The 16,742-nt window shown below is 65.1% G+C and carries 17 protein-coding genes and 1 tRNA gene; 5 read left to right on the plus strand and 13 right to left on the minus strand.

The genetic code is table 11. The features are described 5' to 3' along the window. Positions 1-32 precede the first annotated feature (32 nt). The gene (locus CK489_RS07000) at positions 33-1,031 is read left to right on the plus strand and encodes an AraC family transcriptional regulator (RefSeq protein WP_095731738.1); all 999 of its coding nucleotides are present in this window, start codon (positions 33-35) and stop codon (positions 1,029-1,031) included. Positions 1,032-1,113: 82 nt separating this feature from the next. Here CK489_RS07000 and CK489_RS07005 read toward each other — a convergent pair whose 3' ends face one another. The 3 genes from CK489_RS07005 to CK489_RS07015 all read right to left on the minus strand — a co-directional run bounded on the left by CK489_RS07005 (position 1,114) and on the right by CK489_RS07015 (position 3,842). Continuing rightward, complete coding sequence (locus tag CK489_RS07005) at positions 1,114-1,371, minus strand: GCG_CRPN prefix-to-repeats domain-containing protein (RefSeq protein ID WP_245350274.1); 258 nt, start codon at positions 1,369-1,371, stop codon at positions 1,114-1,116. A 235-nt stretch (positions 1,372-1,606) separates the two neighbouring features. Next, positions 1,607-2,647, minus strand: a complete 1,041-nt coding sequence (locus tag CK489_RS07010) for an alpha/beta fold hydrolase (protein ID WP_095731740.1) — start codon at positions 2,645-2,647, stop codon at positions 1,607-1,609. 115 nt (positions 2,648-2,762) lie between these two features. Continuing rightward, complete coding sequence (locus tag CK489_RS07015) at positions 2,763-3,842, minus strand: LLM class flavin-dependent oxidoreductase (protein ID WP_095731741.1); 1,080 nt, start codon at positions 3,840-3,842, stop codon at positions 2,763-2,765. Between the two features lie 130 nt (positions 3,843-3,972). On the opposite strand from CK489_RS07015, the gene CK489_RS07020 reads away from it, so the two are divergent. Further along, positions 3,973-4,049, plus strand: a tRNA-Arg gene (locus CK489_RS07020). Between the two features lie 76 nt (positions 4,050-4,125). Here the strand turns inward: CK489_RS07020 and CK489_RS07025 are convergent. The 4 genes from CK489_RS07025 to CK489_RS07040 form a co-directional block, all read right to left on the minus strand. Continuing rightward, positions 4,126-4,497, minus strand: a complete 372-nt coding sequence (locus CK489_RS07025; RefSeq protein WP_143278104.1) for a hypothetical protein — start codon at positions 4,495-4,497, stop codon at positions 4,126-4,128. A gap of 169 nt (positions 4,498-4,666) precedes the next feature. Then, positions 4,667-5,089 carry a PaaI family thioesterase gene (locus tag CK489_RS07030; RefSeq protein WP_095731742.1) on the minus strand — a complete coding sequence of 141 codons (423 nt, stop codon included), beginning with the start codon at positions 5,087-5,089 and terminating at the stop codon, positions 4,667-4,669. 8 nt (positions 5,090-5,097) lie between these two features. Then, entirely contained in the window at positions 5,098-6,336 is a 1,239-nt protein-coding gene (locus tag CK489_RS07035) for a CaiB/BaiF CoA transferase family protein (protein ID WP_095731743.1), read from the minus strand. Further along, a complete protein-coding gene (locus CK489_RS07040; RefSeq protein WP_095731941.1) occupies positions 6,323-7,024 on the minus strand; it encodes a haloacid dehalogenase type II in 702 nt (233 codons plus the stop codon). Before CK489_RS07040 ends, CK489_RS07035 begins: the two co-directional genes overlap by 14 nt. A gap of 93 nt (positions 7,025-7,117) precedes the next feature. Between CK489_RS07040 and CK489_RS07045 the strand changes: the two genes are divergently transcribed. Further along, the gene (locus tag CK489_RS07045) at positions 7,118-8,020 is read left to right on the plus strand and encodes a LysR family transcriptional regulator (RefSeq protein ID WP_095731744.1); all 903 of its coding nucleotides are present in this window, start codon (positions 7,118-7,120) and stop codon (positions 8,018-8,020) included. On the opposite strand, the gene CK489_RS07050 is transcribed toward CK489_RS07045, so the two are convergent. Then, entirely contained in the window at positions 8,017-9,426 is a 1,410-nt protein-coding gene (locus CK489_RS07050) for an MFS transporter (RefSeq protein WP_095731745.1), read from the minus strand. The genes CK489_RS07045 and CK489_RS07050 overlap by 4 nt on opposite strands. A 455-nt stretch (positions 9,427-9,881) precedes the next feature. Here CK489_RS07050 and CK489_RS07055 point away from each other — a divergent pair, with 455 nt between their 5' ends. Beyond that, positions 9,882-11,210 (plus strand): YXWGXW repeat-containing protein, encoded by a 1,329-nt coding sequence (locus tag CK489_RS07055; RefSeq protein ID WP_095731746.1) that lies wholly within the window; start codon positions 9,882-9,884, stop codon positions 11,208-11,210. 87 nt (positions 11,211-11,297) lie between these two features. Here the strand turns inward: CK489_RS07055 and CK489_RS07060 are convergent, their stop codons facing one another. The 4 genes from CK489_RS07060 to bioB all read right to left on the minus strand — a co-directional run bounded on the left by CK489_RS07060 (position 11,298) and on the right by bioB (position 15,402). Then, positions 11,298-12,560 carry an adenosylmethionine--8-amino-7-oxononanoate transaminase gene (locus CK489_RS07060; RefSeq protein ID WP_095731747.1) on the minus strand — a complete coding sequence of 421 codons (1,263 nt, stop codon included), beginning with the start codon at positions 12,558-12,560 and terminating at the stop codon, positions 11,298-11,300. Next, on the minus strand, positions 12,557-13,189 hold the full coding sequence (gene bioD / locus CK489_RS07065; RefSeq protein ID WP_050628748.1) for a dethiobiotin synthase: 633 nt from the start codon (positions 13,187-13,189) through the stop codon (positions 12,557-12,559). The genes CK489_RS07060 and bioD overlap by 4 nt, the downstream gene beginning before the upstream one ends. Next, positions 13,186-14,340, minus strand: coding sequence for an 8-amino-7-oxononanoate synthase (locus tag CK489_RS07070; protein ID WP_095731748.1), 1,155 nt, complete (start codon positions 14,338-14,340; stop codon positions 13,186-13,188). Before CK489_RS07070 ends, bioD begins: the two co-directional genes overlap by 4 nt. A 66-nt stretch (positions 14,341-14,406) precedes the next feature. Continuing rightward, a complete protein-coding gene (gene bioB / locus CK489_RS07075) occupies positions 14,407-15,402 on the minus strand; it encodes a biotin synthase BioB (RefSeq protein WP_095731749.1) in 996 nt (331 codons plus the stop codon). Positions 15,403-15,525: 123 nt separating this feature from the next. Between bioB and CK489_RS07080 the strand changes: the two genes are divergently transcribed. Next, entirely contained in the window at positions 15,526-16,164 is a 639-nt protein-coding gene (locus CK489_RS07080) for a GntR family transcriptional regulator (RefSeq protein WP_198960849.1), read from the plus strand. 17 nt (positions 16,165-16,181) lie between these two features. On the opposite strand, the gene greA is transcribed toward CK489_RS07080, so the two are convergent. Next, positions 16,182-16,664: a transcription elongation factor GreA gene (gene greA, locus CK489_RS07085; protein WP_095731751.1), complete on the minus strand. Its 483-nt coding sequence runs from the start codon at positions 16,662-16,664 to the stop codon at positions 16,182-16,184. Positions 16,665-16,742: the final 78 nt, after the last annotated feature.

The following is a 16,742-nucleotide window of genomic DNA, read 5'->3' on the forward strand; positions in this document are numbered from 1 at the left end:
GGCGTTGAACTTTCCTGGAGCCGAGGGGGTCCATGGCAGGTCCTGCAACAGACTGTGACCGCACTCCGCTGCAATCGTTTCAGCACGTGCGAACCAGCCATGTCGGCGCACTGGAAGCGGCCGTTTGGCGGCACTACCCCGGCGCGAAGTTCGATATCAACGACCGCGACAGGACCCTCGACGCCGTCGCCAATCGCTGCCAGCTCGGCAGCATCGCGCTGGCCTATGCCAGGAATCGCGCACGATTGCGGATCGAAATCCCTTCGCTCGAAGTCTACGCCCTGCTGTTCGCGTTCAAGGGCAGCGCGCGAGGGGTGATCGGCCGCGGCAGCGTCGATATTGATGCCGATCGGGGCCTGATCGGCTCCCCCTTCGAGCGCGCCCATCTCGACTATGGTGCAGAATTTGAACACTTCCTCCTCAGCGTGAACCCCCGGGCGCTGTGCGCGAAGCTGGAAGCGTTGACCGGAGCCCCCTTGAAGGCTCCTCCGGTGTTTGCACCGGCTGCGGATTTCCAGCGTCCTGACACTGAGAATCTCCGAAGACTATTCACGTTTCTTGTCGACCAGCTCGACCGCGGCAATTACCCCCTTCATCCACTGGCATCGGCTGAATTCGAGCAGGCAATGATCGTGTCGTTCCTGATGGCGAACGATAGCAATTACAGCGTTCTGCTGCGTCGCAGTCTCCCGTCTGCGGCTTCCTGGCAAGTCCATCGCGCCGAGGCCTATATCGAGGCAAATTGGCAGCAGCCTCTGACGATCGAGGCACTTGCGGCGGTAACCGGCGTGAGCGCACGTACGTTATTCCATTCGTTCAGGAAGAGCCGCGGCTATTCGCCAATGGATTTCGTGAAGCGAGTTCGACTGAACCACGCCCGACGGATGCTGCAAGACACGCGCAACGCGACCTCGGTAACCGATGTCGCCTTCACATGCGGATTCGGCAATCTCGGCCACTTCTCCGGATACTATCGACGCGCATTCGGCGAGCCGCCATCAGCAACCCTGCGGCACGCATTGAGGGCGTAGCCCGGCGGCGGCCTGCCGTGGGTCGATCGCGTTGATGAGCAAAACGTGCCGGCGTAAGGCGGACCGGTCGGCGCGCGGAAAGCTAGAGCCAATCCTTGGTCGTCTGGGAGCAAGCCTGGTAGTCGCGCCGCCAGGCAAATCCATGGCCGCCGCACGGCGGACGTGGGCGCGTGGTGGCGGGACATTCGTTCCTGACCCGCGCACTGGTGCCCCAGCCGTCGATCACGCAGGCGCCTCCCGAGGTCCTGTGGCAGCCGTCGCCGCATCCCTCCGCGGCGTTGGCCGGAGTCAGGCCCAGGAACGCACCTGTCGTCAGAACCGCGAACAAACATGCTCTCATGATGATCTCCATCGAGCTTTTGGTCGTGATGCTTCATTCGCGACCTGAGCGTAGGCGATCTCGACGCGGCTTGCCACTGACCCGACTCACACATTCCGGTGTGCGTGATGCGATCATGATGCGTTTCCATGGCATCGCATCATGATCGCATCTCATTGTTTGAGCATGATCTCCGCGCAAACGCGTTCCGCGTTGGTCGCGAGGGAAAATCGGCTTCCACGTTTCCGGATCACGCTCAGCGCGCCACCGCGCAGCCGGGAATGTCGAACACCGCGGTCAGGCCGCAGGGCGAGTTGAGCATCTTGCCGCCCTGATGGCCGACGCCTTGCACGTCCCACACGCTGTGGTTCGGCGCGCCGTGGTCGCGGGCCTGCATCGCCGCGACGTAAGAATGCCCGCGCGCGTAGCGATACGGTCCTTCGGCTTCCGCCATGCAGGATTTGTCGAGCGCGGGATGATCGGGGTTGGTGTCGAGCGTGCCCAGCAGATAGATCACGCGGCGCGCGACGTAGGCCTGCTCCAGCGCAGCCGGCGAAGGCGCGGCGAGATAGGGCGGACGATCGTCCATGCCGAATTTCCAGCTGTTATAGCCTTCGCATGTCGCCGCGATCGCGGGCTCCGGCCGCTCCTTGGTGAAATAGGCGTAGGAGGACGGATTTGCGACCACATAGCGTACGCCGACGCCCTCGCGCAGCAGCACCTGATCGCCCTTCACCGCGATTGCATAGCGCTGCACCACCTGGCCGCCGCCGGAATGGCCGAACACGACGACCTGCTTCAGGTTCGGAAACAGCTTGCGGTCGGCGAGCTTCGCCAGGATAGCATCGAGCGCCTCGAACGAGCTCGCCGGATCGGGCGCGAGCGCGGGCTCGCCGCCCTGCCAGCCATAAAGGCTCCAGCGCAGCGTATCCGCCGGCAGCTTGAACGCCTCGACGTCGGGCTCGATCAGGAATTGCGGCGCGATCATCAGCGCGCTCTTGCCGGCGTCGCCGGCCGCAGCCTGTGCGCTCAGCGCCGCGCGAAAATAATCGTCGGCATTGCGCAGCACGCCATGCAGCACGAGCACCGCGCGGGTGACGTCAGGCAGCGGGTTGGACCAATCGGCCGAGAGGTAGACCGGAAAGGTCGCGCTGCCGACCGTGATCCTCCCGCTCGCGACCTGCTTGACCGGCTTCTTGTCACGCTCGATCTGCGCCTGCGTTGCCGCCGCGATCGGTGCGTGCGCGGCCGTCACGACGACCAACGCCAAGGTCGCAAGCCAGGCTCGATGATGCATGGTTCAACTCCGTTGGCGCCGCCGGCAGCGATGCGATCGGCCGCGATCATGGCGCGTTTCGCGTCGGTTCGAGCATGAATATTCGGTAAGCCCCCCCGTATCTTCCGGACGGCGCTCAAGCCGCGAGCCGTCCGCGATTATTCGCGGCAAGGATCGGGCGGATCAGGCGGCCGAACCGCTCGGCCTCCTCGTCGTGCAGATAGCCGGACAGGCAGAACGAGTGGCAGCCGGCGTCGATGAACTGCTGCAACGTCGCGGCGCACTGCTCGGGATTGCCGACCACGGCAATCCCGGCGCCGGGCCGCACCTTGGTGATTCCGGTCCACAGATGCGGCATCAAGAGATCGCCATAGTCGCGCGCGAGCTGCTGCACGCGCTGGTTGGCCTCCGACCTGACGTAGAGCGTCTTCATCTCCTGCTTCTGCCGCTCGGTGGCGTGGCGCACCAGCTGGTCGGCCGCCTCCCAGGCGTCCGCCTCGTTCTCGCGGCAGATCACCTGCAGCCGCATGCCGAAGCCGATCGCATCCTCGCGATCATGCGCCCGCGCCATCCGCCGGATCTCGGCGATATTCTCCGCGATCCGCTCCGGCAGGTCGCCCCAGAACAGATGGACGTCGGAATGCCTGGCCGAGACCTCCCAGGCCTGCCGCGAGCCGCCGCCGAGATAGAATTTCGGAAACGGCTGCTGCAACGGACGCGGCCGGATATGCGCGCCGGAGATGGTGTGAAACTTGCCCTGGAAGGTCACCGGCCCGCGCGTCGTCCACAGCGCCTTCAGGATCGAGACCTCCTCCTCCATCAGCGCGTAGCGTTCCTCTTTCGCGTAGCGCACGCCTTCGGCCTCGACCTCGCTCTCGTTCTGGCCGGCGATCAGGTTGATGCAGATCCGCCCGCCCGACATCTGGTCGAAGGTCGAGATCATCTTGGCCATCAGCACCGGGTTGATGTAGCCGGGCCTCGCTGCGATCAGCGGCTTGATCCGCGCCGAGCGCGCCGCCATGAAGGCACCCGTGATCCAGGCCTCCCAGCACACCGAGCCGACCGGGATCAGCAGATACTCGAAGCCGGCATCCTCGGCCGCCTGAACCACGCGCTCGCAGAGTTCCGGCGACCCGGCAACCTGCGCTTCCATCAGCCCATAGGCCGTGGTGTCGCCATGCGTGGGCAGATACCAGCCGAATTCCAGCGGACGCATGGGCAAACTCCCTCGAAAGACGGCCTTTTTGCTTGGACCTGTCATATTAACGCAGGCAGTTTACAGCCTGGCCCGGCCCCGCCAAGGCCGTTGCCGACAACGGACCAATCAGCTAAATCAACCCCTGCACGCACCCGTAGCTCAGCTGGATAGAGCGTTGCCCTCCGAAGGCAAAGGTCACACGTTCGAATCGTGTCGGGTGCGCCATTAAGACAAGGCCCGTTGAACGGGATCGACGACGATCGCTGATGACGCTCCCGCGGCCATCGCCATTCACAGGCGCCTAGAATTTCCGTCCGCTGGATTCCATTTTTTTGCATTCCCCGCTGATCGTCAGGGATTTCCCCCCCGACGAAAGGGTCTTGGTCGCCTTGCCCGACTGACGGGAAATGGTGATCGAAAGCGAAGCGGCTTGCTCCTTGCCATCGATCGTAACCTTGGTCGGGCCATCGAAGGCGAAGGAATCCTGGCTTACTTTCCAGCCTCCGGCTGTATCGATGTAATATTGCAGGGTCGACGCGGCCATGTTCCAATCGTCAGTTGAAGCAAGCGGAAAATCGCACTCCAGCGCGGCGACCGTGTTTTGTGCGTGACCTTCCAGGGTCAACGCTGCCAAGGCAAGAAGTGATAAAAACCCATTTCGTATGACTTGCACGTAATACCCCTCAAAGCTTCCAATGAGTGACCCCGCAACATAGCCGCTCGGCGCAACCGAGGCGAGCGGCCCACGAGGACGGAATGGCTTCCAAGGGTGACGCTCGTCCGGTGTTCTCTACCGTAAAATCACGGAAGCACCAGCCCGCCGGCCCCTCGCTTCCCCGCCCTCAGCTTCGGTTCAGCAGCTGCCAGGTCGATGTGGCGAACGCGATCGGCTCGCCGGTCGCGTTCGATGCCTCGGATTGGACGAAGAAGGTCTTGCGGCCGCGCTTCAGGAAGGTCGCATGGCAGGTCACGCGCCCTTCGCGGACCGCGGCGAGATATTGCACCTTCATCTCGAGCGTGGTGCCGGCGCCCGCGACATGGTTGACGAGATGCCCCATTGAAATATCGAGGGCGGTCGCGAGCACCCCGCCGTGCAGTGTGCCCTGCGGGTTGAACAGCGGTCGCACGACGTCAAAGGACACGGTGCACGCCTCGCCCTGGTAGACGACATCAAGTCCGAGGAAGCGCGACAGGAAGAACGATCCGAATTCCTGCCGCTCGTCCTCGACGGCGCGGCGCAGCATCTGCTCGGCAATATCTCTCATGACAACACTCACATGGGCGATCGCACGAAGCTCCGTCCATGATCTCCGAACGCGCCTTCGACCGCGAATCTCTCCAGCCGATCGTCGGTCCAGCCAAGCCATTCCGCAAGCACCTCGCGCGTGTGTTCGCCGAGCATTGGCGGCGGAGTCGACGGCGCCGGCGGTTCGTCGCCGAACCGCGTCGGCCTCGCGATGAACCTGACGTCACCCGCCGCCGGATGGCGGACGCTCTGGACCATGCCGCGCTGCGTCAGTTGCGGCGCTTCGCAGACTTCGCCGACCGACTTGATCGCGCCGCAGGGAATGCCGGCCGCGCCCAGTGCTTGCAGCCAATCGGCGCGGCTGCCTTGCGCGAAGATCGGGATGAGGATCGCGACCAGCTCTTTGCGGCTTGCCGCGCGCTTCGGGGCGGTTTCGAAGCGGACGTCTTCGCGCAGATCCGGACGGCCGATCACGTCGCAAAACGCCGCCCAGAACTTGTCGTTCGCGACGCCGACATTGATCCAGCCATCGCCGGTTTCGAACGTTTCATACGGACTGATGGTCGGATGGACGTTGCCGCGGCGCATCGGGCTTTGTCCCGTGGCGAAGTACATGCCGGCGTTGAACGTCAGGAGTGACGCCATCGCGTCGAGCATGGAGACGTCGACCCGGCCGCCCTCACCGGTCCGGCTCTTCCGCATCAAGGCCGCCAGCACCGAATGCGACGCGTAGAGACCGGTGACGAGATCGGCGATCGACGTGCCGACCTTGGTCGGCGGCCCCTTGGGATCGCCGGTGATGTCCATCACGCCGGACTCGCCCTGAAGGATCAGATCGTAGCCCGGGCGTCCGGCATCCGCACCGGTGCGGCCGAACCCGGTGATGCTGCACAGGATGATGTCAGGCCGGCGGGCTCGCAGCGCGTCGAAGCCGAGCCCCCATCTGTCGAGCGTGCCGGGACGGAAATTCTCGATCACGACGTCGGCGGCGGATGCGAGATCAAGCACCACGTCGCGTCCTGCCGGCGACTTCAGATCGACGGCGCAGCTGCGCTTGTTGCGGTTCACCGAGAGGAAATACGCGCTCTCGCCGCCGACGAAGGGCGGCCCATAGCGGCGGCTCTCGTCGCCTTGCCTGGGATCCTCGATCTTGACGATGTCGGCGCCGAGATCGCCAAGCTGCATCGTGGCAAAGGGACCCGAGACCACCCGGCAGAGATCGAGGACCCTGATGCCCGACAGCGGCTCGCGATCAGACGATCGCATCGGCGAGGTCTTTCATCGACGGCACCAGGATATCGGGCTGGTGCGGCGTGACGCCGAACGGACGGCTGCGGCGGTCGATGAAGGCCGTGCGCATGCCGGCGGACTTGGCACCGATGCAGTCGAAGGCATGATTGGCCACGAACAGCACCTGGTCGGGCTTCACGCCCATGATCTCGGCCGCCTTGGTGTAGGTCGCGACATGCGGCTTGAACGAATTGGCCTCTGCCACCGAGATCACGCGATCGAACGGGATCTTGTGGTACTGCTTCGCGGTCTCGAGCATGTCCGGATCGCCGTTCGACAGCACGACGAGCTTGTACTTGCTTTGCAGCCGCGCGAGCGCCTCCGGGACTTCCGGAAACGGCGCCAGCTTCTCGATCTCGCCGACGAGATAGCGTACGTCGTCCATCGTGTAGTCGATCTTGGCGCGGTCCATCACGTGGGCAACCGCGCGGTGCCCGATTTCGCGATAGGGCGTGTGCTCGCGATGCAGCAGCGCATCGATCATCGAGTTCTCGAAATGGGTGCGGCGCCACCAGGTGACGAAGGAATTCGGATCGCCCTTCCAGCCCTTGTTCTGAAGGAATGGTGCCGCGATTTTTGTCAGGCCGCCCTGCATGTCGACGACGGTCCCGTACTGATCGAACATGCAGACCTTCACGTCGCGCTTGATCGTCTCAAAGCTCATTGATGCCTCCTTGGTCGGATCGATTGATACGCCCTGCGCCGTCATGGATGAAATGGATTTGTGATCTTTCGGTATTCACGATATGAATGACCGATGAACCTTCGATCCATCGACCTCAACCTGCTCGTCGCGCTGGACGCACTGCTGGCCGAGCGTCACGTCACCAAGGCGGCGGACCGCGTCGGCCTCAGTCAACCGGCGATGAGCAACGCGCTCAACCGGTTGCGCGCGATGTTCGAGGACGAACTGCTGGTGCGGACGACGAGCGGCATGAAGCCGACGCCGCGCGCCACCGAACTGGCGGAGCCGCTGCGCCAGGTGCTGCGCCAGGTCGAGCGCGTGATGGCAAGCGATGCCGGCTTCGACCCGAGCCGGACGGAGCGCACCTTCACGATCAGGATGTCGGACATTCTCGCCTGCCTGCTGCTGCCGAGGCTCGCGGCGGCACGATCGCCGGACGCGCGGATCTCCTACAACGTCATCCACCTGCCGCCTGCGCTGACGATCGATGCGCTGGAGCGGGACGAGATCGACGTCGCGGTCAGTATGGGGCTCGACCATTCCGCATCGATCCGTTCGGAGACGCTGCTGCGCGACCGCATGGTCTGCCTGATGCGGAGCAGCCACCAGATCAAGCACGGACGGCTGACCTTCGAGCGCTTCATCGCGCAGGAGCACATGAAAGTCTCGATCAGCCCGGCCGATCTTCGTTTCGTCGACGACGTGCTCGCTGAGCGCGGCCACCGCAGACGCATCGCGCTGAATGTACCGCATTGGCTGGTGGTGCCGCATGTTCTGAAGCAGACCGATCTTCTCGCGGTGATGCCGAGGCATCTGGCCGCCGTGCTTATGGATGACGGCCTGCGGATGGAGGACCTGCCGTTCGAGTCCGCCCCGTTCGACTGGATGCTGTATTGGCATCGCCGATACGATCAGAGCAACGCAAACGGCTGGCTCCGCGACCGGATCAAGGCAGCCTGCTCCGGCCTGAGCTAAGCGCCGATATCCGCCGGCCTCCGCGCGATCGACGGCTGGCTTCCCGCTGTGGCTTCCGCGACGGCCGACGCATCCTCCAGCGAGCGTCCTTTGGTTTCGAATCCGAACATGAGGAAGACCACGGCCTGGAACACGAGGATGCCGGCCAGGGTCGTCAGCACGCCGGTCAATCCTTGCCAGGCGAAGATCGCGACCACGACGTACTGGACCAGCGCGGTCGCGATGCGGCCGGACGTGGCGCAGATCGCGGTGCCGCGAAGCCGATAGCGCGTCGGGAACAATTCGGGGACGTGCATCGCGAACCCGGTCGCCAGCATGACATAGATCGCCGTGACGAGCAGGAAGCCCACGCCGGCGAGCGCAGCACCATCCGGCATGTGTGGATAGGCGATACCGAGGATCGCAGCCGCAATCGACGAGCAGACGATCGACAGCCTGCGTCCGAGCCGGTCCGCCAGCACCAGCCCGATCAGCGATCCGACCGGCCCGCCCAGCGCCATCACGGTGGTGTAGCCCAGCGAGGACACCACGCTGTGGCCGCCCTTGACCATGAAGCTCGGCAGCCAGCCGATGAATCCGTAGAGACTGAACCCGACGACGATGTGCAGCAGGCTGCCGAGCAGCGTGCGCGCCAGATACGGCGGCTGGAACAAACGCCAGACCGAACCGGGAGGGTCCTGCGCCGGGGCGCCGGCGACGACAGCAGGCAGCGTCCCCTTGCGCGCGGCCTCCGCCTCGATCGCCGCCAGGATCTTCTCGGCTTCATCGGCGCGTCCGTTGGCGGCCAGCCAGCGCGGCGATTCCGGCATCGACTTGCGCAAGATCCAGACGATCATCGCAAGCAGGCCGACAAGGCCGAACATATAGCGCCATCCAAGCGTCGGGATCACCCACAGGCCGATCATGGAGGACGCGAACAGCGAGAAGTTGGTGATGACAGCCAAGAGCCCGATCCAGCGGCCACGCGATGATGCCGGCACGAACTCCGTCAAGGTCGCGTAGCCGACCACGATCTCCGCACCGAGCCCGATGCCGATGATGAAACGCAGGCCGATCAGCACCGTCATGCTGGGTGCGAAGGCCGCCGCGATCGACGCGAGGCCAAAGATCGCAAGGTTCATCTGGTAGGAGAAGCGGCGGCCGAAGCGGTCGCCGAGGATGCCGGAGAACCAGGCGCCGATCGTCATTCCGACAAAGGTCGCGGAGACGAAGGCAGCATTGAGCTCGAGCGTCGACCAGCCATCCTTCAGCACCGCACCCAGCACGCCGCCGGCCAGATAGATATCGAATGCGTCGAGGAACATGCCGGCACCGATCAGGGCCAGGATGCGCCAGTGGAATCCGCAGATCGGAAGCCGGTCGAGGCGTGCGCCCGCGTTGATGTCGATGTCGGCGGATCGCGCCATGCCAAACCTCCCTGTCGTCTTTGTGGGAACTCGATGCTCCGGTCACCGATTGATGATGCGCAGGGGGTCGCCGTCCAATTCAAAACGAGAATTCGACTATTTGGCGCAGTGATGAAGCGCGCGCCTTGCAGCCCACGATGTCCGCGCAATGTTGCTCAGCCGAGCGTCGAAGCTACGCAGCCTATCGGCAACGGCAACGAAGACACCGCGACGGCAGAGCACGAGGTAGACACGCGGAACTTGCATCTTTCGTGCGAGTCGCCTGGCTCACGTTCCCACTTCGACTGCACAATCGCGTTCCATCCTGACACCAAGCTGACTTGCATCCGTCGCCGTTAACGATCACGCGTCGCGCGATCTCGAAATCACGGTGTCGGCGCAAACATTCACAACGGGTTCATGTCGCCGCCACTATTCGACTCCACCGCTGGGGGAAGAAGATTGGAGTATGTGCCATGCGCCGCATCGCCGGACTGCCTCTCGCCTTAGCTCTCAGCCTCTGCTGTCTCTCGTCGCCCAACGCTGCACACGCACAGCTCGCCATCGGTGTCGGCATCGGCATCACCGTGAATGCGGCGCCGCCGCCATTGCCGGTCTATGTGCAGCCGCCGATGCCCGCGGTCGGCTACATCTGGACCCCGGGCTATTGGGCCTGGAGCGACGATATCGGCTACTACTGGGTGCCCGGCACATGGGTGCAGCCGCCCGCGCCCGAGCTGCTATGGACACCCGGCTATTGGGGCTGGAACGATGGCGTCTACGCTTTCCACGCCGGATATTGGGGAGCGACCGTCGGCTTCTACGGCGGCATCTCCTATGGCTTCGGCTACACCGGCGTCGGCTATGAGGGCGGCTACTGGCGCGGCGGCAGCTTCTTCTACAACAGCTCGGTCAACAACATCTCCAACGTCTCGGTCACCAACGTCTACAACAAGACCGTCATCAACAACACGACCAACGTCAGCTACAATGGCGGCACCGGCGGCACCACGGTGAGGCCGACGCCGCAGCAGGTCGCGGCCGCGAACGGGCACCACGTGGCTGCGACCGCCGAGCAGACGCGGCACGCGGAAGCGGCGATGAAAGATCCGGCGCTGACGCTCGCCAACAACCATGGTCATCCGGCGGTCGCCGCGACGGCACACGCCGCACAATTCAGCGGCGCTGGCGTGATCGCCGCGCGACCGGGCAAGCCGATCGCGGCGCCGCCGCCCCGGCATGCGCAGCCGACGGCCGAGCACGCTCTGCCGACGGGGAATGCCGTGCCGCCTGGACACGCTTTGCCGACCGGAAACGCGCTGCCGCCAGTGCATGCGCCACCCACGGAGCACGCTCAAACGACGGGTCACGCGCTGCCGTCAGGAAATGCTCTGCCGGCAGGACACACGCAACCGGCAGAGAACGCTCCGTCGGCAGGACACGCTCTGCCGACAGGAAACGCACTGCCGGCCGCGCACGCTGCACCGGCAGAACACGCTCAAGCGACAGGACATGCGTTGCCGACAGCCCACGCGCTGCCCGGCGCTGGCAACCACCCCTCGCCGGCGCCACATGCCGCCGCGGCAGCCGTGCATGCGCCAAGGCCGCAGGTCGCACAGCATGCACCGCCTGCGTCACGCCCGGCTGCGCATCCGCCGGCCCCGCACGTCGCGCAAGCGGCCGTACATCGTGCCCCGCCGCCCCGGCCTGCAGCGCCGCACGTGTCGCGGCCGGCCCCGCGGCCTCATCCTGCGCCACGGCCGCAGCATCCCGCTGCGCGACCCGCGCCACACAAACACGCGTGATCGCGCTCGTCGGCGTGCCTGCAAGGGCACGCCGATTTCACATGAGGGCCCATCGCGGACAAAGCGGCGGCGCGCGAGGTGCCGCCGTCAAGCCAACGCGTCGGCCGCATCCCTGATCGCGGCGTAGATTTCCTCAAGGTCCGCTTCCGTCGCGCAGTAAGGCGGCATGAGGTAGATCGTGTTGCCGAGCGGGCGCAGCAACAGATTTCGATGCGCGAAGAACGCTTGAAGTTTTGGGCCGATGCCGGCGAGATAACCGGCGTCACTTGCCTTCAGGTCGAGTGCGGTGATGGTCCCGGTGCGGCGGACGTTTTCGAAACGTGGATCGGCGCGGAACGGCGCAAGCATCCGCTCCTGCATCGCGGCGAGCGCGGCGACGCGCGCGTCCGCGCCGTGTTGCCAGAGCTCGAGGTTGGCCCTTGCGGCGGCGCAGGCGACCGGATTCGCCGTATAGGAACTGGAATGGAAGAAGGTTCGCGAACGATCGCTTGAATAGTGCGCGTCGTAGATCTCGGCGCGGCACAGCGTCACCGCGAGCGGCAGCGATCCGCCGGTGAGCCCCTTGGAGTAGCAGGCGATATCCGGCCTGACGTCGGCCTGCTCGCACGCGAACAAGGTGCCGGTGCGGCCCCAGCCGGTCATCACTTCGTCGGCAATGAACAGCACATCCGCCGCTTCGCAGATGCGCTTCATTTCCTTCAGCACCCAGGGCGAATACATCAGCATCCCGCCCGCGCCGAGGATCAGCGGCTCGACGATGAACGCTGCCGCGCTCTCGTCCTTGCACGCGGCTTCGAGCGCATCGAGCGTTGTCTGCTCGTGGCCAACAGCCGGAAACGGGATCGACACGACGTCGAACAGCAGCGGCTCGTAAGCCTTGTTGAAGACACCGCGCGCGCCGACCGACATCGTCCCTACGGTGTCGCCATGGTAGGAGTGCTCCATGACGATGATCCGCGTGCGCGGCACGCCGATATTGTGCCAATAGCCGAGCGCCATCTTCAGCGCCACTTCCACGCTGGTCGAGCCAGAGTCGGAAAAGAACACATGGTCCAGCCCATCCGGCGCAAGCTTGACGAGCTGCGCTGCGACCGCTTCGGCCGGTTCGTGGGTATGCCCGGCAAAAATGATCTGGTTGAGCTGCTCCGCCTGATCCTGGATCGCGCGCACGATGTGCGGATGGCAATGGCCATGTGTCACGACCCACCAGGACGCGATCGCATCGATGATGCGGCGATCATCCGCGGTGTAGAGATAGGCGCCCTCGCCGCGCACGATCCTCGTCATCTCGCCATGCAGCGCATGCTGCGTGAACGGGTGCCAGATCGGTGACTTGCGTGCGGGCATCATGGATTGAAATCTTCGCGCCGGAATGAATCCCTGAATGCCGCCTGCAGCGTGTCCGGCGCAAGCGGCGACAGCAGCGGCAACCGGCCCAGTCGGCGCACCTGCCCTAACGCGCAGATAGCGCGCTCGCTCTCGGGATTGCTCTCGCCGATGAAGGCCACTCCGACGATGTCGATCCGGCGCTTGCGCAGCGCCTCGACCGACAGCAGCGAATGATTGATGGTGCCAAGTGCCGTCCGGGCGCAGAGCACGACCGGCAACCGCCATCGCTCGAAGATGTCGATGTAAAGCGTGTCGTCATTCAGCGGCACCATCAGCCCGCCGGCGCCTTCGATCACCAGCGGCCGGTTCGAAGTCGCGGGCACATCGAGCGCGCCGGGATCGATGCGCACGCCGTCGATCGCGGCGGCCTGATGCGGCGATGCCGGCGTTCGAAGCCGGTAGCGTTCCGGCACGATGCGGTCGGCCGGGATGCCGCCTAGCCGAGCCACCAGTTGCGCGTCGGTCTCCTCGTCGAGGCCCGACTGAACCGGCTTCCAGTAGTTCGCGCCGAGGAAGCTGGAGAGACCCGCCGAGAAGACGGTCTTTCCAATTCCGGTATCGGTGCCGGTCACCACGATCGCGCTGCTCATTGTGGCCATCCGTTGGTCTCCGCGACCAGCGCGTCGAGCAGCGCGCGCACGTCGTCCTCGTCGACATTGAGGGTGATCGCAATCCGCAGGCGCGCGGTGCCCGCCGGCACGGTCGGCGGCCGGATGCCCCTGACGTCGAAGCCGCGTGACTGCAGTGCGGACGCAAGCTGCATCGCGCGTGCATTGTCGCCGACGATATAGGGCACGATCTGCGAGCGCGACGAACTGCGCCAGCCGCGCAGATCAAGCTCGCGATGGGTGAACGCGACCAGGTTTGCCAGACGCTGTTGATGCTGGGGCTCCTGTTGCAGGATCAGCAGCGCCTCGCGCACGGCAACCGCGGTCAGCGGCGATGGCGCGGTGGCGAAGATGAACGGGCGGCAGCGATTGACCATGAAGTCGCGCAGCACGGTCGGGGCCGTGACCAGCGCGCCCGCCGCGCCCAGCGCCTTGCCGCAGGTATGAACGATCACGAGGTTGTCGCGGCCCTCATAGGGCGCCGTCAGGCCGCGCCCCTGCTCGCCATAGACACCGGTGCCATGCGCCTCGTCCACCATCAGGAACGCGTCGTGCCGATCCGCGATGGCGACGAGATCGTCGAGCGGCGCGACGTCGCCATCCATGCTGTAGACACTCTCGACCACGATCCAGACCCGGCCCGTTCCGCCCTCGCCGCGCCAGCCGCGAATGGTATCCTCGACCGATTGCGGATCATTGTGGGCGCTGAACCTGAATTCCGCCCGGCCGGCCCGCGCACCCTCATGGATGCTCGCATGCACCAGGGCATCGAGCACCAGCAGATCGCCGCGCTGCGGCAGCGTCGTCAGCACGGCGAAATTGGCGACATAGCCGCCGCCGAAGAACAAGGCAGTCTCGGCACGGAAGAACGTGGCGGCTTCAGTCTCCAGCCACTCATGCTCCTCGCAATTGCCGCGCAAGAGCCGCGAGCCGCCGGCGCCGATCGGCGTGCCGGCTTCGAGCGCGGCCGCAACCGCCTGCTTGATGCGCGGCGCGGTCGCGAGCGCCAGATAGTCGTTCGAGACGAAATCGATGCCTGCGCGCGGCTTGAGGCCGCGCAGCCGATCGTCCTTGCTCAGGGCGTGCAAGGCCGCGGCGTAATCAGCGGCCTTGGCCGCATGGATTGCGCTCATGCTTCTCTCTCAGATGCAAGGTTGGTCACGCGCGGACTGTGGCCGCGCGCTCGCGGAAGATTGCGATCAGGCGAGGCGGGAGGTGATGCCGAGCCGATCCAGCAAATCGGCATCACGGTCGCGCTGCGGATTCTTGGTGGTCAGCAGCACATCGCCGATGAAGATCGAGTTCGCGCCGGCGAGGAAGCACATCGCCTGCAGCTCATCGGTCATGTATTGCCGCCCGGCCGACAGCCGCACCACGCTCTGCGGCATCATGATCCGCGCGGTTGCGACCAGCCGCACCAGCGCGATCGGATCGGGACGCTCCGCGGTGTCGTTGACCGGCACGCCCTTGACCTCGTTCCACAGATTGATCGGCACGCTTTCCGGATGGCTGGGGAGATTGGCGAGCAGCATCAGCATGCCGAGCCGGTCCTCGACCTGTTCACCCATGCCGATGATGCCGCCGCAGCAGACCTTGATGCCGGCGTCGCGCACATGCGCCAGCGTATCGATGCGCTCCTGCAAGGTGCGGGTGGTGATGATCTTGTCGTAGAATTCCGGCGAGGTATCGACATTGTGGTTGTAGAAATCGAGCCCGGCCTCGGAGAGGCGCTCGGCCTGCTTCGGCGTCAGCATGCCGAGCGTGACGCAGGTCTCCATGCCGAGCCCCTTCACCGCGCTGACCATGTCGCAGACCTGATCGAGATCGCGGTCCTTGGGACTGCGCCAGGCCGCGGCCATGCAGAAGCGGGTGGCGCCGGCGTCCTTGGCGCGCTGCGCGACCGCGACCACCTCATCGCGGGGCATCAGGCGGGTGGCTTTCAGGCCGGTACCGTAATGCGCGCTCTGGGAGCAGTAACCGCAGTCTTCCGGGCAGCCGCCGGTCTTGATGCTGAGCAGGCTCGCGGTTTCGACGTGGTTCGGATTGAAGTTGGCGCGATGGACGCCCTGCGCCTGAAACATCAGGTCCGCGAACGGCAGATTGTAGAGCGCCTCGGCCTCGGCGCGCTGCCAAGTCTTGCGCGGCGCCGCGCCGGCGCGGTCTTCGGTGCGTTCGATCTCAACGACATCAACCATCGTGCTAACCTTCTCGCTTGTTGTAAATCATAGATAATCTGGTATATTATCTATGATTTCGGACTTAGAATGATGCTAGCCGAGGCTCCGCGTGAGCGCACCCGTTTTTATGATAGATAATCTATGATGGACGAAGGCCAGAACACGACAACTGCCGGGCGCATCGCCGAGGCGATCGGCGAGCGCATCATCAGCGGCACATTGCCGCCGGATGCGCCGCTCCGGCAGGACCGTGTCGCGCACGAATTCCACTCCAGCCACGTCCCGGTGCGCGAGGCCTTCAGGCAGTTGGAGGCGCAGCATCTCGTCGTTGCGGTGCCGCGCCGCGGCGTGCGGGTGGCGCCGCTCGACACCAAATCGGTGAAGGAGATCGCCGAGATGCGCGCCGCGCTGGAGGTGGTCGCGTTGCGCAACGCGGCGCCGAAATTCACGTCGGCGCATCTGGCACGGATCGAGGTCGCGCTGGTCGAAGGCGACAATGCCGAGACGGTCGAGGAATTCGAGATGGCCAATCGCGCCTTTCATCACGCGCTGGTGGCGCCTTGCGCGATGCCGCGGCTGCTCGCCAGCCTCGACGGCCTGCAGCTGGCGAATTCACGCCTGGTATTCGCGATGGCGCGCAACGCCGGCTGGCGGCCGCGGCCGAGCCAGGATCATCGCGTGATCCTGCAGGCGCTGCGCGCCCGCAACATCGAGCAGGCCTGCAGTCTTCTGGCACGGCATATCCAGACGATCGAGCGGCTTGCGCTGCCGGCGGCGTGACAGAAATCTGCGATCCGCTACGCGATCGCCACGATCTCCAGCTCCTGATCGCCTGACCCGACGACGTCGCCCAGCGCCTTGCCCATCAGCGACCTTGCTACGGGCGAAACGAAGGAGATCGAGCCCGCCTTTGGATCGGCTTCGTCCTCACCGACGATGCGGTAGGTCTGCACGCGTCCGTCGGCGCGGCTGAAGGTCACCGTGCTGCCGAAGGCGACGGTTTCGGTCGAGGTCGGATCTGCGACGACCTGCGCGGTGCGGAGCCGCTCGGTGAGATAGCGCGTGTCACGCAACGGAACCGCCGACTGCCGCCGACGCTCGTTGACGTCCTCCAGCTGCTGCGCGGCCTCGTAGGCGGCGCGCGCCTCCTGAAGCTGGCGCTCCAGCGCCTTGCGTCCCGCTTCGGTCACCAGGTTGGGATGTGGCGAGATCGGACGATCCGGCAACAGCGTTTCGGACGCGGTCTCGGCACTTTCTTCCTTGGTGAAGGCAACGCTCAATCTGGAACTCCCTCGATGAGGCAGCCAGTATAGCGCCGCCTCACGCGCCCCGCTAATGCGCGATGGGATTAGGTTGAA

Source organism: Bradyrhizobium sp. UFLA03-84 (assembly GCF_002289535.1).
GTDB lineage: Bacteria > Pseudomonadota > Alphaproteobacteria > Rhizobiales > Xanthobacteraceae > Bradyrhizobium > Bradyrhizobium viridifuturi.

Coding starts and splice junctions, on each gene's coding strand:
- CK489_RS07080 (WP_198960849.1), top strand. CDS start 15,526: ATGATGGACGAAGGCCAGAACACGACAACTGCCGGGCGCATCGCCGAG.
- CK489_RS07000 (WP_095731738.1), top strand. CDS start 33: ATGGCAGGTCCTGCAACAGACTGTGACCGCACTCCGCTGCAATCGTTT.
- CK489_RS07045 (WP_095731744.1), top strand. CDS start 7,118: ATGAACCTTCGATCCATCGACCTCAACCTGCTCGTCGCGCTGGACGCA.
- CK489_RS07050 (WP_095731745.1), bottom strand. CDS start 9,426: ATGGCGCGATCCGCCGACATCGACATCAACGCGGGCGCACGCCTCGAC.
- CK489_RS07010 (WP_095731740.1), bottom strand. CDS start 2,647: ATGCATCATCGAGCCTGGCTTGCGACCTTGGCGTTGGTCGTCGTGACG.
- CK489_RS07015 (WP_095731741.1), bottom strand. CDS start 3,842: ATGCGTCCGCTGGAATTCGGCTGGTATCTGCCCACGCATGGCGACACC.
- bioB (WP_095731749.1), bottom strand. CDS start 15,402: ATGGTTGATGTCGTTGAGATCGAACGCACCGAAGACCGCGCCGGCGCG.
- CK489_RS07030 (WP_095731742.1), bottom strand. CDS start 5,089: ATGAGAGATATTGCCGAGCAGATGCTGCGCCGCGCCGTCGAGGACGAG.
- CK489_RS07055 (WP_095731746.1), top strand. CDS start 9,882: ATGCGCCGCATCGCCGGACTGCCTCTCGCCTTAGCTCTCAGCCTCTGC.
- CK489_RS07040 (WP_095731941.1), bottom strand. CDS start 7,024: ATGAGCTTTGAGACGATCAAGCGCGACGTGAAGGTCTGCATGTTCGAT.
- CK489_RS07005 (WP_245350274.1), bottom strand. CDS start 1,371: ATGAGAGCATGTTTGTTCGCGGTTCTGACGACAGGTGCGTTCCTGGGC.
- CK489_RS07060 (WP_095731747.1), bottom strand. CDS start 12,560: ATGATGCCCGCACGCAAGTCACCGATCTGGCACCCGTTCACGCAGCAT.
- bioD (WP_050628748.1), bottom strand. CDS start 13,189: ATGAGCAGCGCGATCGTGGTGACCGGCACCGATACCGGAATTGGAAAG.
- CK489_RS07070 (WP_095731748.1), bottom strand. CDS start 14,340: ATGAGCGCAATCCATGCGGCCAAGGCCGCTGATTACGCCGCGGCCTTG.
- CK489_RS07035 (WP_095731743.1), bottom strand. CDS start 6,336: ATGCGATCGTCTGATCGCGAGCCGCTGTCGGGCATCAGGGTCCTCGAT.